Source organism: Streptomyces sp. SID5469, from assembly GCF_009862865.1.
GTDB lineage: Bacteria > Actinomycetota > Actinomycetes > Streptomycetales > Streptomycetaceae > Streptomyces > Streptomyces avermitilis.
In genome coordinates this window covers 5977267-5999251 of sequence record NZ_WWIN01000001.1, presented here as the reverse complement: position 1 = coordinate 5999251, position 21985 = coordinate 5977267, and the positions used below count along the sequence as shown (strand labels likewise).

Below are 21985 nucleotides of genomic sequence, written 5' to 3'. Positions count from 1 at the left end.
CTGACCCGTCGGCCGCGCACCTCGCCGCCGGCGGCCACGTCATGCCGTCGCTCTGCCTACACAACAGTACGGCCGCGGCACCCCTACGGGCACCGCGGCCGAACAGGTGTGACGCCTACTTGCTGGCGTCCTCGCGCTTGAGTGCGTCCATCGCGCGCTGGGTGACCTCTTCCACCGGACCGAGCGCCGAGATCGTCACGACCAGGCCCTGCGCCCGGTAGTAGTCGATGATCGGCTCGGTCTGCGTGTGGTAGACCTCCAGCCGCCGGCGGACGGTCTCCTCGGAGTCGTCGTCACGCTGGTACAGCTCGCCGCCACAGACGTCGCAGACGCCTTCCTGCTTCGGCGGCTTGTACGAGACGTGGAAGACGTGCGCCGAGTCGTTGCGGCAGATGCGGCGGCCGGCGATGCGCTTGACCACCTCGTCCTCGGGGACCTCCAGGTCCAGCACGGCGTCCAGCTTCATGCCCTCGGACTTCAGCATCTCGTCCAGCGCCTCGGCCTGCTTGACGTTGCGCGGGAAGCCGTCGAGGAGGAAGCCGTTCACCGCGTCGGGCTGCTCCATGCGGTCCTTGGCCATCGCGATGGTGACCTCGTCCGGCACCAGGTTGCCCTCGTCCATGTAGGACTTGGCCAGCTTGCCGAGCTCGGTCTGCTGGCTGATGTTGGCCCGGAAGAGGTCGCCCGTGGAGATGTGCGGGATTCCCAGGTTCTTGGCGAGGAACGCGGCCTGCGTTCCCTTCCCTGCACCCGGCGGCCCGACGAGGACGATTCGCATCAGCGGAGGAACCCTTCGTAATTGCGCTGCTGAAGCTGGCTCTCAATCTGCTTCACCGTCTCGAGGCCCACACCCACGATGATCAGGATGCTGGTACCACCGAACGGGAAGTTCTGGCTTGCCCCGAAGCCAACCAACGCCATCGTCGGTACGAGAGCGATCAGACCCAGATACAGCGAACCCGGCCAGGTGATCCGGTTGAGCACGTAGCTGAGGTACTCAGCGGTCGGTCGGCCAGCCCGGATGCCCGGGATGAAGCCACCATACTTCTTCATGTTGTCCGCGACTTCCTCGGGGTTGAACGAGATCGCCACGTAGAAGAACGCGAAGAAAACGATCAGCAGGAAGTAAGCCGTGATGTAAATCGGGTGGTCGCCCTTGGTCAGGTTCTGTTCGATCCAGCTCTTCCAGCCGGAGGTGTCCTTGGAGAACTGCGCGATCAGGGCGGGAATGTAGAGCAGCGACGACGCGAAGATGACAGGAATCACACCTGCCTGGTTCACCTTCAACGGGATGTAGGTGGACGTACCGCCGTAGGACCGGCGGCCGATCATGCGCTTCGCGTACTGCACCGGGATACGGCGCTGGGCCTGCTCGACGAAGACCACCAGACCGACCATGACCAGGCCGACCGCGATGACGGTGCCGAACTCGATCCAGCCGTCGGCCAGCGAGCCCTGCTGCTTGATCGCCCACAGCGCGGACGGGAAGCTCGCGGCGATCGAGATGAACATCAGGATCGACATGCCGTTGCCGATACCGCGGTCGGTGATGAGCTCACCGAGCCACATCACGACAGCCGTACCGGCGGTCATGCAGATGACCATCGTGATGGTGGTGAAGATCCCCTGGTCGGGGACGATCTGGTTGCCCACCGGGCAGGTGCCGAACAGCGCCCCGCTGCGAGCGGTCGCCACCAGGCCGGTGCCCTGAAGGATGGCCAGGGCGACCGTCAGATAACGGGTGTACTGCGTGATCTTCGCGGTTCCCGCCTGTCCCTCCTTCTTGAGGGCTTCGAGACGCGGGATCACCACGGTCAGCAGCTGCAGAATGATGCTCGCCGTGATGTACGGCATGATGCCGAGCGCGAAGATCGTGATCTGCAGCAGCGCGCCACCACTGAACATGTTGACCAGACCGAACAGGCCCTGGTTGCCCTTCGACGCTGAGTCGATGCAGGTCTGGACGTTCTTGTAGTCGACGCCCGGGATCGGAATGTGCGTACCGAGGCGGTACACGACGATGATCGCGAGCGTGAAGAGCAGCTTCTTGCGCAGGTCGGGCGTCCTGAACGCCCGGGCGAACGCGGTGAGCACGGTGCCTCCTGCGACCCCCGCGCTACTGCGTCAAGGGTGACGGTCTTGAGGTTCGACGGATACAGACGAATACGTAACGGTCAACTGGCGCTCTGCGTGCCCCCGATTGGAAACATGCAGTGAAAGTTGGCAGTGCAAGCCACCTTACCGGCGAGACCGCCCCCTAGGAACGACCAACCGGGGATACCCCTTTTGTGGGTATCCCCGGTCGGGATCGCTCAAGTCATCGAGGCGCCTGAAGGACTCAGACGAGCTCGGTGACGGTACCGCCGGCGGCGGTGATCTTCTCCTTGGCGGAGCCGGAGACGGCGTCGACCGTCACCTGCAGCGCCACGGAGATCTCGCCCTGGCCGAGGACCTTGACGAGGCTGTTCTTGCGAACGGCACCCTTGGCGACGAGACCCTCGACGGTGACCTCGCCACCCTCCGGGTACAGCGCCGTCAGCTTGTCGAGGTTCACGACCTGGTACTCGGTCCTGAACGGGTTCTTGAAGCCCTTCAGCTTCGGGAGGCGCATGTGGAGGGGCATCTGCCCACCCTCGAAGCGCTCCGGAACCTGGTAACGGGCCTTCGTGCCCTTGGTACCACGACCGGCCGTCTTACCCTTCGACGCCTCACCACGGCCCACACGGGTCTTCGCGGTCTTGGCGCCCGGGGCGGGACGGAGGTTGTGGATCTTGAGCGGGTTGTTCTCCGCCATGATCAGTCGACCTCCTCAACCGTCACGAGGTGGCGGACGGTGTGCACCATGCCGCGGAACTCAGGGCGGTCCTCCTTGACGACCTGCGTGTTGATGCCCTTGAGACCAAGGGAACGCAGGGTGTCGCGGTGGTTCTGCTTGCTGCCGATGTACGACTTCGTCTGCGTGATCTTGAGCTGAGCCATGATTACGCACCCGCTCCCGCACGTGCACGCAGGAGAGCCGCGGGGGCGACGTCCTCGAGGGGCAGACCACGGCGAGCCGCGATCTCCTCGGGACGCTGCAGACCCTTGAGGGCCGCCACGGTCGCGTGCACGATGTTGATCGCGTTGGACGAGCCGAGCGACTTCGACAGGATGTCGTGCACGCCGGCGCACTCGAGAACCGCACGCACCGGGCCACCGGCGATAACGCCGGTACCGGGGGAAGCAGGCTTGAGCAGGACGACGCCCGCGGCCTTCTCGCCCGTGATCGGGTGCGGGATGGTGCCCTGGATACGGGGGACCTTGAAGAAGTGCTTCTTGGCCTCCTCAACACCCTTGGCGATGGCGGCCGGCACCTCCTTGGCCTTGCCGTAACCGACACCTACGGTGCCGTCACCGTCGCCCACCACGACCAGCGCGGTGAAGCTGAAGCGACGACCACCCTTCACAACCTTGGCGACGCGGTTGATCGCGACGACGCGCTCAACGTACGCGGTCTTCTCGGCGGCAGCAGCGCCGCCGTCACGGCCCTTCCGGTCCCGCCGCTCGCCGCCACCGGCACCGCTTCCGCGGCGCTGGGGTCCAGCCATTGGAATTACCTCTCTCTGTTTCCGCTAGCTACGGAACCGACTCAGAACTTGAGTCCGGCTTCGCGGGCGGCGTCCGCCAGAGCGGCAATGCGCCCGGCGTACTGGTTTCCACCACGGTCGAATACGACAGCCTCGACACCGGCGGCCTTGGCACGCTCGGCGACCAGGGCGCCGACCGACTTGGCCTGCGCCGACTTGTCGCTCTCGCCGCCGCGGATCGTCGTGTCCAGGGTCGACGCCGACGCGAGGGTGTGACCCTTAACGTCGTCGATGACCTGGGCCACGATGTGGCGGTTGGAGCGCGTCACGACCAGGCGAGGACGCTCAGCCGTACCCGAGATGTGCTTACGGATCCGGATGTGACGACGCTTGATGGCAGCACGCTTGTAAGCGTCGCCCTTAGCAATCTTGACACCGTATGCCATGGCTTACTTACCCGCCTTTCCGACCTTGCGGCGGATGACTTCGCCTTCGTACTTGACGCCCTTGGCCTTGTACGGGTCGGGCTTGCGCAGCTTGCGGATGTTGGCCGCAACCTCGCCGACCTTCTGCTTGTCGATGCCCTCGACCGAGAAACGAGTGGGGGCCTCCACCTTGAAGGTGATGCCCTCGGGGGCCTCGACGGTGATCGAGTGGCTGTAGCCGAGCGAGAACTCCAGGTTGGAGCCCTTCGCCAGGACGCGGTAACCGACACCGCTGATCTCGAGCTTCTTCACGTAACCCTGGGTCACGCCGGTGATCATGTTCGCCACCAGCGTGCGGGACAGGCCGTGGAGGGCCTTGTTCTGACGCTCGTCGTTCGGGCGGGTGACGTTCAGAACGCCGTCCTCGCCCTTAGCGATCTCGATCGGCGCCGCAATGGTGTGGGAGAGAGAGCCCTTGGGGCCCTTCACCTGGACCGTACGGCCGTCGATGGTGACGTCCACGCCGGCGGGAACCGTGATGGGGAGCTTGCCAATACGCGACATAGCTGTTTCCTCCGTTCCCTTCCGTTACCAGACGTAGGCGAGAACTTCTCCGCCTACGCCCTTCTTGCCGGCCTGCTTGTCGGTGAGGAGCCCGTGCGACGTGGAGATGATCGCCACGCCGAGGCCGCCCAGCACCTTGGGCAGGTTGGTGGACTTCGCGTACACCCGGAGACCGGGCTTGGAGATCCGCTTGATGCCCGCGATGGAGCGCTCACGGTTCGGGCCGAACTTCAGCTCGAGGACGAGGTTCTTGCCGACCTCGGCGTCCTCGACCTTCCAGCCCGTGATGAAGCCCTCCTGCTGGAGGATCTCCGCGATGTGCGACTTGATCTTGCTGTGCGGCATACCCACGGTGTCGTGGTACGCCGAGTTCGCGTTACGCAGACGCGTAAGCATGTCTGCGATCGGATCAGTCATGGTCATGAATTGGCCTTCGGCCTCTCTCGCCGGGGTTTCCTGTATGCGCCATCCCTCTCCCCACTCATGGGCGGGACGGGTGCGGTGCGGGGACCTACGGCGTAGTAAGTCGTACGGGCGTCAGGCGCCCAACCCTCCTAGCCTAAGCCATGGAGAGGTGGGCACCTGACAGAGCCCTTTGCTTACCGAGAGCCCTGGAATCCCTGAATTGCGGGGACTACCAGGAGCTCTTGGTCACGCCCGGCAGCTCGCCACGGTGAGCCATCTCACGAAGGCAGACGCGGCACAGGCCGAACTTGCGGTACACGGAGTGCGGACGACCGCAGCGCTGGCAGCGCGTGTAGCCACGCACACCGAACTTGGGCTTACGAGCAGCCTTGGCAATCAGAGCCTTCTTCGCCATCTCGCTTACGCCTCCTTGAAGGGGAAGCCGAGGTGACGGAGAAGGGCACGGCCCTCAGCGTCGTTGGTCGCCGTGGTCACCACGGTGATGTCCATACCCCGGACGCGGTCGATCTTGTCCTGGTCGATCTCGTGGAACATGACCTGCTCCGTGAGACCGAAGGTGTAGTTGCCACGGCCGTCGAACTGCTTGGGGGACAGACCACGGAAGTCGCGGATGCGCGGGAGCGCGAGCGACAGGGTGCGGTCCAGGAACTCCCACATGCGGTCGCCACGGAGCGTGACGTGGGCACCGATCGGCTGACCCTCACGCAGCTTGAACTGCGCGATGGACTTGCGGGCCTTGGTGACGGCCGGCTTCTGACCGGTGATCGTGGTGAGGTCGCGAATCGCGCCATCGATCAGCTTGGAGTCGCGGGCGGCGTCGCCCACACCCATGTTGACCACGATCTTGACGAGGCCCGGGGTCTGCATGACGTTCTCGTACGAGAACTCTTCCTGCAGCTTGCCCGCGATCTCCTCGCGGTACTTCGTCTTGAGACGCGGAGTGGTGGTGGTAGCCATCAGATGTCCTCACCCGTCCGCTTGGCAACGCGGATCTTGTTGCCCTCGTCGTCGAAGCGGTAACCGACGCGCGTGACGACCTTGTTGCCGTCCTTCTCCACGACGAGCTGAACGTTGCTCACGTGAATGGGGGCTTCGGTGGTCACGATGCCGCCGGCCTGCGAACCGCCGGCGGTGGGGCCGGCCTTCGTGTGCTTCTTGACCCGGTTGACACCCTCGACCAGGACGCGCTCGTCGCGCGGGTAAGCGGCAATGACCTTGCCCTGCTTGCCCTTGTCCTTGCCGGTGATGACCTGAACCGTGTCACCCTTCTTGATCTTCATGCTTACAGCACCTCCGGCGCGAGCGAGATGATCTTCATGAACTTCTTCTCGCGCAGCTCACGGCCGACAGGGCCGAAGATACGGGTGCCGCGAGGGTCGCCGTCGTTCTTCAGAATGACGGCGGCGTTCTCGTCGAAGCGGATGTACGAGCCGTCCGGACGGCGGCGCTCCTTGACGGTGCGAACGATGACAGCCTTGACGACGTCACCCTTCTTCACGTTGCCGCCCGGGATCGCGTCCTTGACGGTGGCGACGATGACGTCACCGATGCCCGCGTAGCGGCGACCGGAGCCACCGAGCACACGGATGCAAAGGATCTCCTTCGCACCAGTGTTGTCGGCGACACGCAGTCGCGACTCCTGCTGGATCACGTCTATCTCCTGATTGTCTGCCGGTTCCCGGGGCGGGACCGTCTTCTAGGACGGTCCCGCCCCGAGCCTGGCGGAACGAACCTGAGGGATACCCCTCAGGTAATTACTTGGCCTTCTCGAGGATCTCGACGACGCGCCAGCGCTTCGTCGCAGACAGCGGCCGGGTCTCCATGAGGAGGACACGGTCGCCGACGCCGGCGGCGTTCTGCTCGTCGTGGGCCTTGAGCTTGTTCGTACGGCGGATGACCTTGCCGTACAGCGCGTGCTTGACGCGGTCCTCGACAGCGACGACGACGGTCTTGTCCATCTTGTCGCTGACGACCAGACCCTCACGGGTCTTGCGGAAACCGCGCTGCTCGTTGGTCTCAGTCACGTTGCTCTCGCTCATCAGGCGCTCTCCACCGTCTCGATGCCCAGCTCGCGCTCACGCATCAGGGTGTAGATCCGCGCGATGTCCTTGCGGACGGCCTTGAGCCGACCGTGGTTCTCGAGCTGACCGGTCGCCGCCTGGAAGCGGAGGTTGAACAGCTCTTCCTTGGCTTCGCGAAGCTTCGCGAGAAGCTCCTCGTCACCCAGTTCGCGCAGCTCGGACGCCTTGGTACCGGCCGACATCACGCTTCACCTGCCTCGCGCTTGACGATCCGGCACTTCATCGGCAGCTTGTGGGCTGCGCGAGTGAGGGCCTCACGGGCGATCTTCTCGTTGGGGTAGGACAGTTCGAACATGACCCGGCCCGGGTGCACGTTCGCGATCCACCACTCCGGCGAACCCTTACCGGAACCCATGCGGGTCTCGGCAGGCTTCTTCGTGAGCGGGCGGTCCGGGTAGATGTTGATCCAGACCTTGCCGCCACGCTTGATGTGGCGGGTCATCGCGATACGGGCGGCCTCGATCTGGCGGTTCGTCACGTACGCCGGCGTGAGGGCCTGAATGCCGTACTCGCCGAACGAAACCTGCGTACCGCCCTTGGCCTGACCGCGGCGCTTCGGGTGGTGCTGCTTGCGGTGCTTGACCCTACGGGGGATCAGCATGATCGGTCAGGCCTCCGTTCCGGTGCTCTCAGCCGGAGCGGCAGCCGGAGCCTCGGCCTTGGGGGCCTCGGCAGCGGGAGCCTGCTGCGGCTTACGACCGCGACCGCCACGCTCGCCACCGCGGCCACCACGGGCCGGGCGGTCAGCGCCACCACGGGCCGGGCGGTTGCCGGCGCGGGCAGCGGCGTTCTCGGCGCGGACCTCGGCGATGTTCTTGACGTCGCCCTTGTAGATCCAGACCTTCACACCGATGCGGCCGAAGGTCGTCTTGGCCTCGAAGAAGCCGTAGTCGACGTTCGCACGAAGCGTGTGCAGGGGCACACGACCCTCGCGGTAGAACTCCGAGCGGGACATCTCGGCGCCGCCGAGACGGCCACCACACTGGATCTTGATGCCCTTGGCGCCCGCCTTCATCGCCGACTGCATGCTCTTACGCATGGCACGGCGGAAGGAGACGCGGGAGGACAGCTGCTCGGCAACGGCCTGAGCAACCAGCTGAGCGTCGGTCTCGGGGTTCTTGACCTCGAGGATGTTCAGCTGGACCTGCTTGCCCGTGAGCTTCTCGAGGTCACCGCGGATGCGGTCGGCCTCGGCGCCACGGCGGCCGATGACGATGCCGGGACGCGCGGTGTGGATGTCCACCCGCACGCGGTCACGGGTGCGCTCGATCTCAACCTTCGAGATGCCGGCGCGCTCCATGCCGGACGTCATCATCCGACGGATGGCGACGTCTTCCTTGACGTAGTCCTTGTACAGCTTGTCGGCGTACCAACGGGACTTGAAGTCCGTGGTGATGCCGAGCCGGAACCCATGCGGGTTAACCTTCTGGCCCATTACCGGGTTCCTTCCTTGCTGCTGACGACCACAGTGATGTGGCTGGTCCGCTTGCGGATCCGGTAGGCACGGCCCTGGGCGCGCGGCCGGAACCGCTTCAGGGTCGGACCCTCGTCGACGTACGCCTCGGAGATGAAGAGGCTGTCGGCGTCGGTGTGGTCGTAGTTGTGCGCGGCGTTGGCAATGGCGCTGTCAAGCACCTTGCCGACCGGCACGCTCGCGGCCTGCGGGGCGAAACGCAGGACCGCCTGAGCCTCCGTGGCATCCATGCCACGGATAAGGTCCACCACGCGGCGGGCCTTCATGGGCGTGACGCGGATGTACCGCGCCTGGGCCCTGGCTTCCATGGTTGTCCTTCCAGTGTCTGTCATGGTCAATCCACCCCGCTGTTAGCGGCGCTTCGACTTCCGGTCGTCCTTCACGTGACCCCGGAAGGTGCGCGTCGGCGAGAACTCGCCGAGCTTGTGGCCGACCATCGACTCGGTGACAAACACCGGAATGTGGGTCTTGCCGTTGTGCACCGCGATCGTGTGGCCGAGCATGGCCGGGATGATCATCGAGCGACGGGACCAGGTCTTGATGACGTTCTTGGAACCAGCTTCGTTCTGGGCGTCCACCTTCTTGATCAGGTGGTCGTCGACGAAGGGCCCCTTCTTGAGACTGCGCGGCATCTAAACCCGCTCCTAGCGCTTCTTGTTCGTCTTGCGGCGGCGGACGATGTACTTGCTCGAAGCCTTCTTCGGCGAGCGAGTACGACCCTCCTTCTGACCCCACGGGGAGACCGGGTGGCGACCACCGGAGGTCTTGCCCTCACCACCACCGTGCGGGTGGTCAACCGGGTTCATCGCCACACCGCGAACGGTCGGGCGGACGCCCAGCCAGCGCTTACGGCCGGCCTTGCCCCAGTTGATGTTCGACTGCTCGGCGTTGCCGACCTCACCGACGGTGGCGCGGCAGCGCGCGTCCACCATGCGGATCTCGCCGGACGGCATACGGAGCGTCGCCATGGCACCCTCACGCGCCAGCAGCTGCACGGAGGCACCTGCGGAGCGGGCGAACTTGGCACCGCCACCGGGGCGGAGCTCGATCGCGTGGACCGTGGTACCGACCGGGATGTTGCGGAGCGCCAGGTTGTTGCCCGGCTTGATGTCGGCCCCAGGACCGTTCTCGACGCGGTCACCCTGCTGCAGGTTGCGCGGGGCGAGGATGTAGCGCTTCTCGCCGTCGGCGTAGTGCAGCAGCGCGATGCGCGCGGTGCGGTTGGGGTCGTACTCGATGTGCGCGACCTTCGCCGGCACGCCGTCCTTGTCGTGACGACGGAAGTCGATCACTCGGTAGGCGCGCTTGTGTCCGCCACCCTGGTGGCGAACGGTCACACGACCGGCGTTGTTACGGCCGCCCTTGCTGTGCAGCGGGCGGACCAGCGACTTCTCCGGCGTGGACCGCGTGACCTCGACGAAGTCGGCGACGCTGGAGCCACGACGGCCCGGCGTAGTCGGCTTGTACTTGCGGATTCCCATTTCTCAGTCCTCGTCCGATATTCGGACCAGGGCGCTCCGTTAGGAGGCCTGGCCGAAGATGTCGATACGGTCGCCCTCAGCGAGGGTCACGATCGCGCGCTTGGTGTCAGCGCGCTTACCGAAACCGCTCTTGGTGCGCTTGCGCTTGCCCTGGCGGTTGATCGTGTTGACCCCGGTGACCTTGACCGAGAAGACCGCCTGGACGGCCTGCTTGATCTGGGTCTTGTTGGCGCCAGGCGCGACGATGAAGGTGTACTTGCCCTCGTCGAGGAGCGCGTAACTCTTCTCGGAGACGACCGGCTTGACGAGGACGTCACGGGGGTCCGTGAAGCTCTTGCTCAGCGGCGTCTCGACGGTGTTCTTGCCTTCGGCCTCGTGGCGCTTCGCCTTGGCGACGCGCGCGGCCTTGGCGGCCTTGGCGGCCTTCGAGGCAATGCTCGGGTGACGCGTAGCCATCAGGCTTCGCTCCCTTCGGTGTCAGCAGCCGACGACTGCGGCGCGCCAGACACGAAGGACTCGAAAGCGGCCTGGGTGAAGACCACGTCGTCCGAGACGAGAACGTCGTACGTGTTCAGCTGGCCCGGCTCCAGGATGTGGACCTGGGGCAGGTTGCGCGCGGAAAGCAGCGCGGCCTCGTCGGAGCGCTCGATGACCAGGAGCACGTTCTTGCGCTCGCTGACCTTGCCGAGGAAGCTCTTCGCGGCCTTGGTGGAGGGGGTCTCGCCCTCGATCACGCCGGTGATGACGTGGATGCGAGCGTTGCGGGCCCGGTCGGTGAGGGCGTGGCGCAGGGCCGCGGCCTTCATCTTCTTCGGGGTCCGCTGCGAGTAGTCACGCGGCGTGGGGCCGTGGACGACGCCACCGCCGGCGAACTGCGGCGCACGGGTCGAACCCTGGCGCGCGCGGCCGGTGCCCTTCTGGCGGTAAGGCTTCTTACCACCACCGCGGACCTCGCCACGACGCTTGACCTTGTGCGTGCCCTGACGGGCAGCGGCCAGCTGCGCAACGACGACCTGGTGAAGCAGCGGGATGCTGATCTTCTCTACGTCGAAGATCTCGGCCGGGAGCTCAACGGTCCCGGCGTTGTCGCCGGAGGGCGACAGAATGTCAATGGTGCTCATAGTCCTCAGGCCCCCTTGGCCGCAGTGCGGACCAGGACGAGGCCGCCGTTCGGACCAGGAACCGCGCCCTTGATGAGGAGCAGGCCCTTCTCCGCGTCAACGGCGTGAACGGTCAGGTTCTGGGTGGTGACCCGCTCGTTGCCCATGCGACCCGCCATGCGGAGGCCCTTGAACACACGGCCCGGGGTGGCGCAGCCACCGATGGAGCCGGGAGAGCGGTGCTTGCGCTGGGTGCCGTGACCGGCGCCGAGGCCCTTGAAGTTGTGACGCTTCATGACACCGGCGAAGCCCTTGCCCTTGCTCTTGCCGGTCACGTCCACCTTGACGCCGGCCTCGAAGGTCTCGGCGGTGATCTCCTGGCCGAGGGTGTACTCGCTGGCGTCAGCGGTACGGATCTCGACGAGGTGGCGGCGGGGGGTGACGTCGGCCTTGGCGAAGTGGCCCTTGAGGGGCTTGTTCACCTTGCGCGGGTCGATCTCGCCGAAGGCGATCTGGACCGACTCGTAGCCGTCGGAGTCATTCGTACGGACCTGGGTCACGACGTTCGGACCGGCCTTGACGACGGTGACCGGAACAACACGGTTGTTCTCGTCCCACACCTGCGTCATGCCGAGCTTCTCGCCCAGGATGCCCTTGATCTGCTTAGCCATCTTCAGATCACCGGCCTTCAGAGCTTGATCTCGATGTCGACACCGGCCGGGAGGTCGAGTCGCATCAGAGAGTCAACGGTCTTGGGGGTCGGGTCGAGGATGTCGATCAGGCGCTTGTGCGTGCGCATCTCGAAGTGCTCGCGCGAGTCCTTGTACTTGTGCGGCGACTTGATGACGCAGTACACGTTCTTCTCAGTGGGCAGCGGCACCGGGCCCGCGACCGACGCACCAGTACGCGTCACCGTCTCGACGATCTTCTTCGCCGAGGAATCGATGACCTCGTGGTCGTAGGCCTTGAGCCGGATGCGGATCTTCTGTCCCGCCATGGCTACTCAGTAGTCCTTCGTCTCGATAAAACGCTCTGGAGCCCGGGGGTTCGCGTCCTGACCTCCGACCCACGCGGTCGGGTGTGTCGCGCTCTTGCTGACAGAGATATCCGATATGGATTTCCCTACCGAGGGACACGGCCCGAAAAAAACCGCAGGACCGGGGGCACAACACCCACCGGGCGCCTGGTCGGCACCCCGCTGAAACTTCCCGGAAGATTCCCGTACGTCCGCCCCAGCGCTGCCTTTCGACAGATCGGGCGACGAGTACTGTGGGACTCGCTTCCAGTCCTCCCGGCGGGAGGCGCACAGCATCGGCACTCGACCGAGCAACTCCGACAGTCTGCCATACGGGGCACGGGCCTGGCCAATCGGGCCGAGGATCGTACCCCGAGGGTGACGCAGGTCAAACCCCGGGCACTCAGCAAGGGTCGCACACCGATCCGCCCGGGGCACACGCGTCCGACCCCGGTGCCACCGGCCGGCCGGGAACGTGAGCACATGTGCTCATCCCGGCAGCCCCCTTCCGGGTGAACAGAACATGTCCGTGCATGGAACCCGACATCGCTGACGACCCTCTCCTCAGGTGAAAAACCGGAACGAGTGAGCACAGCAGCGCCCCCGACCGCTGCGAACAGCGGACGGAGTACGGCGTGCGATTCAGGGCTGTCCCGGGCCACCCCATACACAGGACGACCGACCCCAAGGGCGGGACGGCCGACACCGAGCCAGGGCCGCCCGGCCCCCTGCGCAGGACGACTCGGCGTGCCGTACTGCTCGGCGGTGCCGTCGCCGCGGTTGCCGCGGCGGTCGGGTGCGGGCCCTCGCGGTCCTCCGGGGCAGCCACCGCCGCGCCCTCCCCCGCCTCCGGAAAGCCCGCCGTCCAGGGCCGGCACGCCCTGCTCATGCAGGTCCTCGCGCACCCCGACGACGACCTGTACTTCATGAACCCGGACACCCAGTACGCCGTCGCCGCGGGCGTCCCCCTCGTCTGCGTGTACGTCACCGCCGGTGAGGCCGACGGCGTCAACAAGATCCCCGGGCAGCCGCATCCGCCCGCCGACAAGGCCGCCTACTCCTCAGCGCGCCACCAAGGCCTGCGGCAGAGCTATGCCGCACAGCTCGGGCTCCCCCTCTTCACCCCGTGGAACAAGTCCGTCGCCGCACTGCCCGGCGGGCACCTCGCCGAGGTCAACTCCCTTGAGAACGAAGGGCGTCGCGTCGACCTGGTCCATCTCAACCTGGCCATGCACACGCCCTTCGGGCACATGGGCGTACCGGCGCTCTGGCGGGAGCGGGGCCTCGCGCTCGGCACGGTCGTCGCCGACGGTTCACCGCTGAGCACGGTCCAGTCGTACGACCACGACGGCCTCCTCGACGTCCTCGTCGGCCTCTTCGAGCGGTACCGCCCCACGCTCGTGCACACGCTCGACCCCGACCCGGACATCCAGCACAGCGACCCCGTCACCCGGATCCACGACAGCGAGCAGCCCGGCTACTCCGACCACGCCGACCACACCGCCGTCGCCTCCTTCACCTGGGCCGCGATGGCCCGCTGGGCCCGGACCTCCGCCGGCGGCCCGCCGCCGTTCGCCACCGTCGCCTTCCGCGGCTACTACAACCACCACTGGCCCGACAACCTCCCCCCGGCCGTCCTGCGCCCCAAGGCCGCCCACCTGGTCCCCTACGGCGCCGCCCCGCACTGGGAGTGCGGGAACCCGGCCGGCTGCGGTGACTACAACGTGGGCGGCGAGCGGCCGCTGCGCAACCGCAAGGGCTGGGTGCGCTCCACCCACTACCGCTATCCCGGCCCGCGGCTCGCGCTGGCCGAGGAGGCGGACGGCCGGCTGACCGCGTACGGCGTGCTCGGGATGCGCGCGGTGCGCTGGCGCGAGACCCCCGAGGGCACCTTCGGCGACGCCGTCGACCTGGGCGGCGGGCCGCTCGCGCCCGTGCTCGGTGCCGCCGCCCTCGACGACGGACGGCAGCTCCTGTTCGGGCTGCGGCTGGCCGCTGTCGAGGGGCGGGGCGGGCCGGACGTCCGCGAGATCGTGCTGCTCGAACAGGCCGCCCGGGGCGGCGGTTTCCGGGCGTGGACCGGGCTCGGGAACCCCGAAGGCGACGACGACCGCGGTCGTCGTATCGGGACACCCGTCGCCGTCACCGGCCGCGACGGACGCGTCCACCTCTTCGTACGCAACGCCGATCACGGCGTCAGCACGCGGGTGCGCGGGCGGGACGGCCGCTGGTCGCCGTGGCGGGACCTCGGCGGCGGGCAGATACAGGACGGGCTGACCGCCGTCGTCGGCTCGGACGGCGAGGTGCGTGTGTACGCGCCCGGGCGCGACACCGTCCACCAGTGGACCCCGGACGGGCCGGTGACGCCCGGCACCTCGGGGACCGGGTCCCTGCCCGCGCCGGCCGACGCGATAGCCGTGTCCGGCGACCGCCTCTACTACCGGCCGCCCGCCTCGACGTCCCTGATAGCCACGGACGGTCCCACCGTCGTCTTCCCCGGCTACGGTCCGGTGAGTGCCGCCGGCTCCTACCTCCTCGGCCGCGGCGTCGACGGCGCGCTCCGGCTCCTGCACGACGGCCGGGCCACCCGGGCGGTGCCGGCGCGGACCACCCTGGACGGCCCCGCCCTCCGCCTCACCCGCCGCGGCCCGGCCGCGGCGGGCCTGTCCCCGGACGCCCGGCCCTGGCTGTGGCGGGCCCGCCGCTCGGGCACGGGCACGGGCGCCGGATCCTCCGCTCAGAAGGTCTGAGCCGCCCCCTAGGGCCTGTCGGCTTGGCCCGCCGCTGCCGCCGCTGCCGCCGCCCGCAGGCTCGCCAGTACCGCAGTCAGCACCGGATCGTCGTCCGATCCCGCCCGTACCGCCGCGAAGACGTGCCGCGTGGGCGACGGCCCGGCCGGGGTGCGCAGGACCAGACCCGGCCGGTGCAGTGGCTGCGCGAGGCGCGGGACCAGCGCGACACCCAGACCCGCCTCGACGAGCGCGGCGAGCGACTGCCAGTCGTTGACGGCGTGCCGGATGTCCGGCGTGAAGCCGTTCGCCGCGCACACCGACCTGGTGATCGCCCCGCAGCAGCTGCGGGCGTCCCCGACGATCCAGGCGTCGCCCGCCAGCTCCCGCAGCCCCACCTCCGGCCGGCCCGCACAGGGGTGGTCCCGGGGCAGCGCCAGGTCCAGGACGTCGGTCGACAGGTCGGTGCGCGCGTAGCGGCGGTCCGTGTGGGGCGGCGCGGCCGCGAAGTCCACCGCCACCGCGATGTCGACCTCGCCGGCGTCGAGCCGGGTGAACAGGTCCGGGGGTTCGGCCTCGACCACCGCGACCCGCACCCGCGGATGATGCTCGGCCAACCGGCCCAGCGCGTTTGGCAGCAGCCCGCTGACGGCGCTGGAGAACGCCCCGACCGTCACCGCCCCACGGCGCCCCTCCTCCCACGCGGCGAGATCGGCACGGGCCCGCTCCCACTGCGCGGCCATCACCTCGGCGTGCTCCAGCAGCACCCGCGCCTGCCCGGTCAGCCGCGCCCCGCGCCCCTGCCTGACGATCAGCGGGACCCCCACCTCCCGGGCCAGCGCCGCCAGCTGCTGCGACACGGCGGAGGGCGTCAGATGCAGCGCCTCGGCGGTACGGGCCAGGCTCCCGCGCCGCTCCAGTTCCCGCAGCACACCGAGCCGTCGCAGATCGACCGTGAAGGAGTTCCTTACCGGTTCCATCCAGAGACATTAACTGGACCTGCATGATCGCTCCGGCCCATCATCGAGGCCATGAGCACACCCCCGATCACCGGCGAGCACGGCTTCCTGCTCCTCCACGGCTGGCAGAACCGCCGCCCCGCCGCCCACTGGCAGAGCTGGCTCGCCGACCGCCTCACCGCCCGGGGCCACGCGGTCACCCACCCCCAGCTCCCCGAGCCCGACGACCCCGACCTGGACACCTGGCTGGGCGAACTCCGCACCCACCTCACCGCCTCGCGGCCCCGCACCGTCGTCTGCCACAGCCTCGCCTGCCTGCTGTGGCTGCACGCGGCCGCCCGCGGTCTCGTCCCCGCCCCCGTGGACCGGGTGCTGCTCGTCGCCCCGCCGTCCGGCAGCGTGCTCAAGGGGTACGCGGAGGTCGCGGCCTTCGCTCCCCCTCCCGTGACGCCCGCGCACCTCGCCGCCGCGGCCACGTACACCCGTCTCGTCGCCGCCGACAACGACCCCTACTGCCCGGACGGCGCCGCGGCCGTGTACGCCGAACCCCTCGGCCTGCCCGTCGACGTCCTGCCCGGCGAGGCCCACCTCGACCTGGACGCGGGCTACGGCTCCTGGCCCTCGCTCCTCGACTGGTGCCTCGACCCGTCGAACAGCACGCCCGTCACGCCCCGCTGACCGCCCGCAGGGTGCGCGCGAGCTCGTGGTACGCGGTGGATTTCGCGTTCACGCCCTCCACGCTGTAGTCACCTCCCACTTCATGACGTTCTCCGCGGTCACCGAGCTGAACTCGCGCCCGGTCGTCGCCCGGCACGTCGCGTCGTCGGCCGGCGTCGTCATGTCGGACACGGCAAAGGGGCCCGTACGACCGAAATCATTACGGACCCCTATCAATGAGCTCGCGAGGAGCTACCAGGTCAGACCGACAAGAACTACTTGTTGATCTTGGTGACCTGGCCGGCGCCCACGGTCCGGCCACCCTCACGGATGGCGAACTTCAGGCCCTCCTCCATGGCGACGGGCTGGATGAGCTCAACGGTCATCTCAGTGTTGTCGCCGGGCATGACCATCTCCGTGCCCTCGGGGAGGGTCACAACACCGGTCACGTCAGTCGTACGGAAGTAGAACTGCGGACGGTAGTTGTTGAAGAACGGCGTGTGGCGGCCACCCTCGTCCTTGGACAGGATGTAGGCCTGGGCCTCGAACTCGGTGTGCGGCGTGACCGAACCGGGCTTGATGATGACCTGGCCGCGCTCGACGTCCTCGCGCTTGATGCCACGGAGGAGCAGACCGACGTTCTCACCGGCCTGGCCCTCGTCGAGCAGCTTGCGGAACATCTCGATGCCGGTGACCGTGGTGGTGGTCTTCTCGGTCTTGATACCGACGATGTCGACGGTCTCGTTGACCTTGAGGACACCACGCTCGATACGACCGGTGACGACCGTGCCACGACCGGTGATCGTGAAGACGTCCTCGATCGGCATCAGGAACGGCTTGTCGACGTCACGCTCGGGCTGCGGGATGTTCTCGTCGACGGCCTTCATCAGGTCGAGGACGGACTGGCCCCACTCCTTGTCGCCCTCAAGGGCCTTGAGCGCCGAGACCTTGACGACCGGAAGGTCGTCGCCCGGGAACTCGTACTCGGAGAGCAGCTCACGAACCTCGAGCTCGACGAGCTCCAGGATCTCCTCGTCGTCCACCATGTCGGCCTTGTTCAGGGCGACAACGATGTAGGGGACGCCGACCTGGCGGGCCAGGAGCACGTGCTCCTTGGTCTGCGGCATCGGGCCGTCGGTGGCCGCGACCACGAGGATGGCGCCGTCCATCTGCGCCGCACCCGTGATCATGTTCTTGATGTAGTCCGCGTGACCGGGGCAGTCGACGTGGGCGTAGTGACGCGTCTCCGTCTGGTACTCGACGTGCGCGATGGAGATCGTGATACCGCGCTGGCGCTCCTCAGGAGCCTTGTCGATCTGGTCGAAGGCCGAGGCCTCGTTCAGGTCGGGGTACGCGTCGTGCAGCACCTTGGTAATGGCGGCCGTGAGGGTCGTCTTACCGTGGTCAATGTGACCGATGGTGCCGATGTTGACGTGCGGCTTAGTCCGCTCGAACTTCGCCTTCGCCACTGGGTCCTCCTGTGGAGTGGTTCTGGTACGCCTTACTCATCGGCGCCAGGTGATCTTTGCTGGGATGCCGCCCGCCGGGGTTTTCCCCTGCCGGGTGAGCCCCGGCGGTCGGTGTCAAGCCTAAAGCGTGTAAACGGGGTGTGTTACTCGCCCTTGGCCTTCGCGATGATCTCCTCGGCGACGTTCCGGGGAACCTCGGCGTAGGAGTCGAACTGCATCGAGTAGCTTGCGCGACCCGAGGTCTTGCTGCGGAGGTCGCCGACGTAGCCGAACATCTCCGAGAGGGGCACGAGGCCCTTCACGACGCGGGCGCCGCTGCGCTCCTCCATGGCCTGGATCTGGCCACGGCGGGAGTTGAGGTCGCCGATGACATCACCCATCGACTCCTCGGGCGTGGTGACCTCGACGGCCATCATCGGCTCGAGCAGCACGGGGCTGGCCTTACGCGCGGCCTCCTTGAAGGCCTGCGAACCGGCGATCTTGAACGCGAGCTCGGAGGAGTCGACCTCGTGGTAGGCACCGTCGAGAAGCGTGACGCGGACGCCCGTCATCTCGTAGCCCGCGAGGATGCCGAACTGCATGGCCTCCTGCGCACCGGCGTCCACCGACGGGATGTACTCCCGCGGGATACGGCCACCGGTGACCTTGTTCACGAACTCGTACGCCGGACCATCGGTCTCGGTGATGGGCTCGATCGCGATCTGCACCTTGGCGAACTGACCGGTACCACCGGTCTGCTTCTTGTGGGTGTAGTCCACGCGCTCGACGGTCTTGCGGATCGTCTCACGGTAGGCGACCTGCGGCTTACCGACGTTGGCCTCGACCTTGAACTCACGGCGCATACGGTCGACCAGCACCTCGAGGTGCAGCTCGCCCATACCACCGATGATGGTCTGGCCGGTCTCCTCGTCCGAGTGAACCTGGAAGGAGGGGTCCTCCTCCGCGAGACGCTGGATGGCGACACCCAGCTTCTCCTGGTCACCCTTGGACTTGGGCTCGATGGCGACCTGAATGACCGGCGCCGGGAAGTCCATGGACTCCAGGATGACCGGGTTCTTGTCGTCCGAAAGCGTCTCACCCGTGGTGGTCTGCTTCAGGCCCATCACGGCGACGATGTCGCCGGCGCCCACCGCCTCGATCTCCTCACGCTTGTTCGCGTGCATGCGGTAGATCTTGCCGATGCGCTCCTTCTTGCCCTTGACGGAGTTCAGCACGGCAGTGCCGGACTCCAGGCGGCCCGAGTAGACCCGGACGAAGGTGAGCTTGCCGAGGTGCGGGTCGCTCATGATCTTGAACGCGAGGGCGGACAGCGGCTCGTCCTCGGACGGCTTGCGCTTGACCACGACCTCGGGGTCCTTGACGTCGTGGCCCTCGATGGCCTCGACGTCAAGCGGGGTCGGGAGGTAGCGCACGACCGCGTCGAGCAGGGGCTGAACGCCCTTGTTCTTGAACGCGGTGCCACAGAACACCGGGGTGACCGTGACGCCGTCACCCTTGCCGGACGCGATGGTGATGCGACGGATCGCGGCGTACAGCTGCTCCTCGGTGGGCTCCTGGCCCTCCAGGAACAGCTCCATGATCTCGTCGTCGTTCTCCGCGACGGTCTCGACCAGCTTGCCGCGGTACTCCTCGGCAGCCTCGGCGTGCGTGGCGGGGATGTCGACGACGTCGTACATCTCGCCCTTCGCCGCCTCGGCGGACCACACGAGCGCCTTCATGCGGACCAGGTCCACAACGCCCTTGAAGTCCATCTCGGCACCGATCGGCAGCTGCATGATGATCGGAACGGCACCGAGCCGGTCCTTGATCATGTCCACACAGCGGTGGAACTCGGCGCCGGTACGGTCCAGCTTGTTCACGAAGCAGATGCGCGGCACGCCGTAACGGTCGGCCTGACGCCACACCGTCTCGGACTGCGGCTCAACACCGGCGACACCGTCGAACACCGTGACGGCACCGTCGAGGACGCGCAGCGAGCGCTCCACCTCGACCGTGAAGTCGACGTGCCCCGGGGTGTCGATGATGTTGATCGTGTAGTCGTTGTCCTCGAGCGGCCAGTGACAGGTGGTGGCAGCAGAGGTGATCGTGATGCCACGCTCCTGCTCCTGCTCCATCCAGTCCATGGTGGCAGCGCCGTCGTGGACCTCACCGATCTTGTAGCTGACGCCGGTGTAGAAGAGGATCCGCTCGGTGGTGGTCGTCTTACCCGCGTCGATGTGGGCCATGATCCCGATGTTGCGGACCTTGGCCAGGTCAAGTGAAGTGGTAGCCATAAGGCTTCAGTCTTCTCTCGGTCTCGATGTGGGTTGCGACTACCAGCGGTAGTGCGCGAAGGCCTTGTTGGACTCGGCCATCTTGTGGGTGTCCTCGCGCTTCTTCACAGCGGCACCAAGGCCGTTGGAGGCGTCGAGAAGCTCGTTGAGCAGACGCTCGGTCATGGTCTTCTCGCGACGGGCGCGGGAGTAACCGACGAGCCAGCGCAGGGCGAGCGTGTTGGCACGACCGGGCTTGACCTCGATCGGAACCTGGTACGTCGCGCCACCGACACGGCGGGACTTGACCTCGAGGGTCGGCTTGATGTTCTCCAGCGCGCGCTTCAGCGTGATGATCGGGTCGTTGCCCGTCTTCTCACGCAGACCCTCCATGGCGCCGTAGACGATGCGCTCGGCGGTGGAGCGCTTGCCGTTCAGCAGCACCTTGTTGATGAGCGACGTGACAAGAGGAGAACCGTAGACCGGGTCGATGATGACCGGGCGCTTCGGGGCGGGGCCCTTACGAGGCATTCTTACTTCTCCTTCTTGGCGCCGTAGCGGCTGCGGGCCTGCTTGCGGTTCTTGACACCCTGGGTGTCGAGCGAACCACGGATGATCTTGTAGCGAACACCCGGCAGGTCCTTCACACGGCCGCCGCGCACGAGCACGATGGAGTGCTCCTGCAGGTTGTGTCCCTCACCCGGAATGTAAGCAGTGACCTCGATCCCGCTGGTCAGACGCACACGCGCGACCTTACGCAGGGCCGAGTTCGGCTTCTTCGGGGTGGTCGTGAACACACGCGTGCAGACGCCCCGACGCTGAGGAGAACCCTCAAGTGCGGGCGTCTTGTTCTTCTCGACCTTGTCCTGCCGGCCCTTCCGGACCAGCTGCTGGATCGTAGGCACTACTTCTCCGGTTTCTGTGTGCCGAATGGTGAAGCTAACCTGGAACATTGCCGACCCACGCGGTCGGGTGTGTCGAATGCTGCAGACTCTCGCCGTGAAGCAAAAGGGCGCAGATTACGGTGGCCGGTGACGGCTCCCCTTGTGCGGTTGAAGGCACGCACGAGAGCCAGGGCACACCCCAGGCACAAGGTCTGAGCGTACCTACCTCATACGCTGCGGTCAAAACAAATGGACCGCACTAGCATCACTGAGCGGATCATGCCAAGGCCCTGAGCCCTTGGGGATCTTCATCCGGACGCCAGCGCCGCGGCTATCAGGACCGTCAGGAGCAGGGCCCAGCCCGCGACCGACAGCCAGCCCAGCACGAGACCGGCCATCGCGAAACCCTCGCCGCCCTCGCCGGTGCGACGCATCTCGGAGCGCGCCGTATGGCCCAGGATCACGGCGGGGACGCCCGTGACGCCGGCCGTCATCAGGGTGAGGACACCGCAGACCATGGCGGCGACCGCCTTGCCGTTCGTCGCCGGGGGCGGGGCGGGCAGGAACGTCCGCGGCACCGGCCCGGAGGCCGCCGACAGGGGTACGGGGCCCTGCGGGAGGTCTCCCACCAGCACGGCCAGCTCACCCACCGTACGGGCCGCGTACGCCCGTGCGACCCGCTTCTCGAACTCGGCCTGCTCCAGGCGTCCCTCCCCGAAGCCCGCCCGGAGCACATCCACGGCACGCTCACGGTCGGCATGCGAGGCGAGCATCGCCGGCGCGCCTTGCCCCTGCCACGGCTGCGGACCGTTCTGCCCCTGCCACGGCTGCCATGGCGTCGGGTACGACACGGGCACACCTCCCCCGGACGGCTGGATCCCTCCATCATGCTCCAACGAGGCA

At 67.1% G+C, this 21985-nt stretch carries 31 protein-coding genes; 2 read left to right on the top strand and 29 right to left on the bottom strand.

The window, feature by feature from the left end; all coding sequences use genetic code 11:
• Nucleotides 1-115: 115 nt before the first annotated feature.
• The 23 genes from GTY58_RS25870 to rpsJ all read right to left on the bottom strand — a co-directional run bounded on the left by GTY58_RS25870 (nucleotide 116) and on the right by rpsJ (nucleotide 12114).
• The gene (locus tag GTY58_RS25870; protein WP_010986357.1) at nucleotides 116-778 is read right to left on the bottom strand and encodes an adenylate kinase; all 663 of its coding nucleotides are present in this window, start codon (nucleotides 776-778) and stop codon (nucleotides 116-118) included.
• On the bottom strand, nucleotides 778-2094 hold the full coding sequence (gene secY / locus GTY58_RS25865) for a preprotein translocase subunit SecY (RefSeq protein WP_010986356.1): 1317 nt from the start codon (nucleotides 2092-2094) through the stop codon (nucleotides 778-780). Before secY ends, GTY58_RS25870 begins: the two co-directional genes overlap by 1 nt.
• A 244-nt stretch (nucleotides 2095-2338) precedes the next feature.
• A complete protein-coding gene (gene rplO, locus GTY58_RS25860) occupies nucleotides 2339-2794 on the bottom strand; it encodes a 50S ribosomal protein L15 (RefSeq protein WP_010986355.1) in 456 nt (151 codons plus the stop codon).
• Nucleotides 2795-2796: 2 nt separating this feature from the next.
• Nucleotides 2797-2979 carry a 50S ribosomal protein L30 gene (rpmD, locus tag GTY58_RS25855; RefSeq protein ID WP_005481207.1) on the bottom strand — a complete coding sequence of 61 codons (183 nt, stop codon included), beginning with the start codon at nucleotides 2977-2979 and terminating at the stop codon, nucleotides 2797-2799.
• A 2-nt stretch (nucleotides 2980-2981) separates the two neighbouring features.
• Nucleotides 2982-3587: a 30S ribosomal protein S5 gene (gene rpsE / locus GTY58_RS25850; protein WP_006376045.1), complete on the bottom strand. Its 606-nt coding sequence runs from the start codon at nucleotides 3585-3587 to the stop codon at nucleotides 2982-2984.
• A 41-nt stretch (nucleotides 3588-3628) separates the two neighbouring features.
• Nucleotides 3629-4012: a 50S ribosomal protein L18 gene (gene rplR / locus GTY58_RS25845; protein WP_010986354.1), complete on the bottom strand. Its 384-nt coding sequence runs from the start codon at nucleotides 4010-4012 to the stop codon at nucleotides 3629-3631.
• A 3-nt stretch (nucleotides 4013-4015) separates the two neighbouring features.
• Nucleotides 4016-4555 carry a 50S ribosomal protein L6 gene (gene rplF, locus GTY58_RS25840; RefSeq protein ID WP_010986353.1) on the bottom strand — a complete coding sequence of 180 codons (540 nt, stop codon included), beginning with the start codon at nucleotides 4553-4555 and terminating at the stop codon, nucleotides 4016-4018.
• Nucleotides 4556-4579: 24 nt separating this feature from the next.
• A complete protein-coding gene (rpsH, locus tag GTY58_RS25835; RefSeq protein WP_010986352.1) occupies nucleotides 4580-4978 on the bottom strand; it encodes a 30S ribosomal protein S8 in 399 nt (132 codons plus the stop codon).
• Between the two features lie 211 nt (nucleotides 4979-5189).
• Nucleotides 5190-5375 (bottom strand): type Z 30S ribosomal protein S14, encoded by a 186-nt coding sequence (locus GTY58_RS25825; RefSeq protein WP_003948630.1) that lies wholly within the window; start codon nucleotides 5373-5375, stop codon nucleotides 5190-5192.
• A gap of 5 nt (nucleotides 5376-5380) precedes the next feature.
• Nucleotides 5381-5938, bottom strand: coding sequence for a 50S ribosomal protein L5 (gene rplE / locus GTY58_RS25820; RefSeq protein WP_010986351.1), 558 nt, complete (start codon nucleotides 5936-5938; stop codon nucleotides 5381-5383).
• Nucleotides 5938-6261, bottom strand: coding sequence for a 50S ribosomal protein L24 (gene rplX / locus GTY58_RS25815; protein ID WP_010986350.1), 324 nt, complete (start codon nucleotides 6259-6261; stop codon nucleotides 5938-5940). The genes rplE and rplX overlap by 1 nt, the downstream gene beginning before the upstream one ends.
• Before the next feature lie 2 nt (nucleotides 6262-6263).
• Nucleotides 6264-6632 carry a 50S ribosomal protein L14 gene (rplN, locus tag GTY58_RS25810; protein WP_003998823.1) on the bottom strand — a complete coding sequence of 123 codons (369 nt, stop codon included), beginning with the start codon at nucleotides 6630-6632 and terminating at the stop codon, nucleotides 6264-6266.
• Nucleotides 6633-6735: 103 nt separating this feature from the next.
• Nucleotides 6736-7020 carry a 30S ribosomal protein S17 gene (gene rpsQ, locus GTY58_RS25805; RefSeq protein ID WP_010986349.1) on the bottom strand — a complete coding sequence of 95 codons (285 nt, stop codon included), beginning with the start codon at nucleotides 7018-7020 and terminating at the stop codon, nucleotides 6736-6738.
• Nucleotides 7020-7244, bottom strand: coding sequence for a 50S ribosomal protein L29 (gene rpmC / locus GTY58_RS25800; protein ID WP_003998824.1), 225 nt, complete (start codon nucleotides 7242-7244; stop codon nucleotides 7020-7022). The genes rpsQ and rpmC overlap by 1 nt, the downstream gene beginning before the upstream one ends.
• Nucleotides 7244-7663 (bottom strand): 50S ribosomal protein L16, encoded by a 420-nt coding sequence (gene rplP, locus GTY58_RS25795; protein ID WP_010986348.1) that lies wholly within the window; start codon nucleotides 7661-7663, stop codon nucleotides 7244-7246. Before rplP ends, rpmC begins: the two co-directional genes overlap by 1 nt.
• 6 nt (nucleotides 7664-7669) lie before the next feature.
• Entirely contained in the window at nucleotides 7670-8497 is an 828-nt protein-coding gene (rpsC, locus tag GTY58_RS25790) for a 30S ribosomal protein S3 (RefSeq protein ID WP_010986347.1), read from the bottom strand.
• Complete coding sequence (gene rplV, locus GTY58_RS25785) at nucleotides 8497-8844, bottom strand: 50S ribosomal protein L22 (RefSeq protein ID WP_003974262.1); 348 nt, start codon at nucleotides 8842-8844, stop codon at nucleotides 8497-8499. The genes rpsC and rplV overlap by 1 nt, the downstream gene beginning before the upstream one ends.
• Before the next feature lie 42 nt (nucleotides 8845-8886).
• Nucleotides 8887-9168: a 30S ribosomal protein S19 gene (gene rpsS / locus GTY58_RS25780; protein ID WP_010986346.1), complete on the bottom strand. Its 282-nt coding sequence runs from the start codon at nucleotides 9166-9168 to the stop codon at nucleotides 8887-8889.
• A 12-nt stretch (nucleotides 9169-9180) separates the two neighbouring features.
• Nucleotides 9181-10017, bottom strand: a complete 837-nt coding sequence (rplB, locus tag GTY58_RS25775) for a 50S ribosomal protein L2 (protein WP_010986345.1) — start codon at nucleotides 10015-10017, stop codon at nucleotides 9181-9183.
• Nucleotides 10018-10056: 39 nt separating this feature from the next.
• Nucleotides 10057-10473, bottom strand: a complete 417-nt coding sequence (gene rplW / locus GTY58_RS25770) for a 50S ribosomal protein L23 (protein WP_010986344.1) — start codon at nucleotides 10471-10473, stop codon at nucleotides 10057-10059.
• Nucleotides 10473-11138 carry a 50S ribosomal protein L4 gene (rplD, locus tag GTY58_RS25765; RefSeq protein WP_010986343.1) on the bottom strand — a complete coding sequence of 222 codons (666 nt, stop codon included), beginning with the start codon at nucleotides 11136-11138 and terminating at the stop codon, nucleotides 10473-10475. The genes rplW and rplD overlap by 1 nt, the downstream gene beginning before the upstream one ends.
• A gap of 5 nt (nucleotides 11139-11143) precedes the next feature.
• A complete protein-coding gene (rplC, locus tag GTY58_RS25760; RefSeq protein WP_010986342.1) occupies nucleotides 11144-11788 on the bottom strand; it encodes a 50S ribosomal protein L3 in 645 nt (214 codons plus the stop codon).
• A 17-nt stretch (nucleotides 11789-11805) separates the two neighbouring features.
• Nucleotides 11806-12114, bottom strand: a complete 309-nt coding sequence (gene rpsJ / locus GTY58_RS25755) for a 30S ribosomal protein S10 (protein WP_003948644.1) — start codon at nucleotides 12112-12114, stop codon at nucleotides 11806-11808.
• 653 nt (nucleotides 12115-12767) lie between these two features.
• Between rpsJ and GTY58_RS25750 the strand changes: the two genes are divergently transcribed.
• Nucleotides 12768-14882: a PIG-L family deacetylase gene (locus GTY58_RS25750; RefSeq protein WP_010986341.1), complete on the top strand. Its 2115-nt coding sequence runs from the start codon at nucleotides 12768-12770 to the stop codon at nucleotides 14880-14882.
• Nucleotides 14883-14890: 8 nt separating this feature from the next.
• Here GTY58_RS25750 and GTY58_RS25745 read toward each other — a convergent pair whose 3' ends face one another.
• Complete coding sequence (locus tag GTY58_RS25745) at nucleotides 14891-15841, bottom strand: LysR family transcriptional regulator (protein ID WP_010986340.1); 951 nt, start codon at nucleotides 15839-15841, stop codon at nucleotides 14891-14893.
• Between the two features lie 51 nt (nucleotides 15842-15892).
• On the opposite strand from GTY58_RS25745, the gene GTY58_RS25740 reads away from it, so the two are divergent.
• Nucleotides 15893-16498, top strand: a complete 606-nt coding sequence (locus GTY58_RS25740; protein ID WP_010986339.1) for an alpha/beta hydrolase — start codon at nucleotides 15893-15895, stop codon at nucleotides 16496-16498.
• Nucleotides 16499-16752: 254 nt separating this feature from the next.
• Here GTY58_RS25740 and tuf read toward each other — a convergent pair whose 3' ends face one another.
• The 5 genes from tuf to GTY58_RS25715 all read right to left on the bottom strand — a co-directional run bounded on the left by tuf (nucleotide 16753) and on the right by GTY58_RS25715 (nucleotide 21933).
• Nucleotides 16753-17946: an elongation factor Tu gene (gene tuf, locus GTY58_RS25735; RefSeq protein WP_010986337.1), complete on the bottom strand. Its 1194-nt coding sequence runs from the start codon at nucleotides 17944-17946 to the stop codon at nucleotides 16753-16755.
• 143 nt (nucleotides 17947-18089) lie between these two features.
• Nucleotides 18090-20219 carry an elongation factor G gene (fusA, locus tag GTY58_RS25730; protein WP_010986336.1) on the bottom strand — a complete coding sequence of 710 codons (2130 nt, stop codon included), beginning with the start codon at nucleotides 20217-20219 and terminating at the stop codon, nucleotides 18090-18092.
• Between the two features lie 39 nt (nucleotides 20220-20258).
• Complete coding sequence (gene rpsG / locus GTY58_RS25725; RefSeq protein WP_003992340.1) at nucleotides 20259-20729, bottom strand: 30S ribosomal protein S7; 471 nt, start codon at nucleotides 20727-20729, stop codon at nucleotides 20259-20261.
• A 2-nt stretch (nucleotides 20730-20731) separates the two neighbouring features.
• The gene (gene rpsL / locus GTY58_RS25720; RefSeq protein ID WP_003948652.1) at nucleotides 20732-21103 is read right to left on the bottom strand and encodes a 30S ribosomal protein S12; all 372 of its coding nucleotides are present in this window, start codon (nucleotides 21101-21103) and stop codon (nucleotides 20732-20734) included.
• A gap of 287 nt (nucleotides 21104-21390) precedes the next feature.
• Nucleotides 21391-21933, bottom strand: a complete 543-nt coding sequence (locus GTY58_RS25715) for a DUF1707 and DUF4190 domain-containing protein (protein WP_037647931.1) — start codon at nucleotides 21931-21933, stop codon at nucleotides 21391-21393.
• Between the last annotated feature and the right edge of the window lie 52 nt (nucleotides 21934-21985).

What these genes read in the sequence shown, in the direction of transcription:
- GTY58_RS25870 (WP_010986357.1), bottom strand. Translation starts at nt 778, where the DNA reads ATGCGAATCGTCCTCGTCGGGCCGCCGGGTGCAGGGAAGGGAACGCAG.
- rplO (WP_010986355.1), bottom strand. Translation starts at nt 2,794, where the DNA reads ATGGCGGAGAACAACCCGCTCAAGATCCACAACCTCCGTCCCGCCCCG.
- rpmD (WP_005481207.1), bottom strand. Translation starts at nt 2,979, where the DNA reads ATGGCTCAGCTCAAGATCACGCAGACGAAGTCGTACATCGGCAGCAAG.
- rpsE (WP_006376045.1), bottom strand. Translation starts at nt 3,587, where the DNA reads ATGGCTGGACCCCAGCGCCGCGGAAGCGGTGCCGGTGGCGGCGAGCGG.
- rplR (WP_010986354.1), bottom strand. Translation starts at nt 4,012, where the DNA reads ATGGCATACGGTGTCAAGATTGCTAAGGGCGACGCTTACAAGCGTGCT.
- rplF (WP_010986353.1), bottom strand. Translation starts at nt 4,555, where the DNA reads ATGTCGCGTATTGGCAAGCTCCCCATCACGGTTCCCGCCGGCGTGGAC.
- rpsH (WP_010986352.1), bottom strand. Translation starts at nt 4,978, where the DNA reads ATGACCATGACTGATCCGATCGCAGACATGCTTACGCGTCTGCGTAAC.
- GTY58_RS25825 (WP_003948630.1), bottom strand. Translation starts at nt 5,375, where the DNA reads ATGGCGAAGAAGGCTCTGATTGCCAAGGCTGCTCGTAAGCCCAAGTTC.
- rplE (WP_010986351.1), bottom strand. Translation starts at nt 5,938, where the DNA reads ATGGCTACCACCACCACTCCGCGTCTCAAGACGAAGTACCGCGAGGAG.
- rplX (WP_010986350.1), bottom strand. Translation starts at nt 6,261, where the DNA reads ATGAAGATCAAGAAGGGTGACACGGTTCAGGTCATCACCGGCAAGGAC.
- rpsQ (WP_010986349.1), bottom strand. Translation starts at nt 7,020, where the DNA reads ATGAGCGAGAGCAACGTGACTGAGACCAACGAGCAGCGCGGTTTCCGC.
- rpmC (WP_003998824.1), bottom strand. Translation starts at nt 7,244, where the DNA reads ATGTCGGCCGGTACCAAGGCGTCCGAGCTGCGCGAACTGGGTGACGAG.
- rplP (WP_010986348.1), bottom strand. Translation starts at nt 7,663, where the DNA reads ATGCTGATCCCCCGTAGGGTCAAGCACCGCAAGCAGCACCACCCGAAG.
- rpsC (WP_010986347.1), bottom strand. Translation starts at nt 8,497, where the DNA reads ATGGGCCAGAAGGTTAACCCGCATGGGTTCCGGCTCGGCATCACCACG.
- rplV (WP_003974262.1), bottom strand. Translation starts at nt 8,844, where the DNA reads ATGGAAGCCAGGGCCCAGGCGCGGTACATCCGCGTCACGCCCATGAAG.
- rpsS (WP_010986346.1), bottom strand. Translation starts at nt 9,168, where the DNA reads ATGCCGCGCAGTCTCAAGAAGGGGCCCTTCGTCGACGACCACCTGATC.
- rplB (WP_010986345.1), bottom strand. Translation starts at nt 10,017, where the DNA reads ATGGGAATCCGCAAGTACAAGCCGACTACGCCGGGCCGTCGTGGCTCC.
- rplW (WP_010986344.1), bottom strand. Translation starts at nt 10,473, where the DNA reads ATGGCTACGCGTCACCCGAGCATTGCCTCGAAGGCCGCCAAGGCCGCC.
- rplD (WP_010986343.1), bottom strand. Translation starts at nt 11,138, where the DNA reads ATGAGCACCATTGACATTCTGTCGCCCTCCGGCGACAACGCCGGGACC.
- rplC (WP_010986342.1), bottom strand. Translation starts at nt 11,788, where the DNA reads ATGGCTAAGCAGATCAAGGGCATCCTGGGCGAGAAGCTCGGCATGACG.
- rpsJ (WP_003948644.1), bottom strand. Translation starts at nt 12,114, where the DNA reads ATGGCGGGACAGAAGATCCGCATCCGGCTCAAGGCCTACGACCACGAG.
- GTY58_RS25745 (WP_010986340.1), bottom strand. Translation starts at nt 15,841, where the DNA reads ATGGAACCGGTAAGGAACTCCTTCACGGTCGATCTGCGACGGCTCGGT.
- GTY58_RS25740 (WP_010986339.1), top strand. Translation starts at nt 15,893, where the DNA reads ATGAGCACACCCCCGATCACCGGCGAGCACGGCTTCCTGCTCCTCCAC.
- fusA (WP_010986336.1), bottom strand. Translation starts at nt 20,219, where the DNA reads ATGGCTACCACTTCACTTGACCTGGCCAAGGTCCGCAACATCGGGATC.
- rpsG (WP_003992340.1), bottom strand. Translation starts at nt 20,729, where the DNA reads ATGCCTCGTAAGGGCCCCGCCCCGAAGCGCCCGGTCATCATCGACCCG.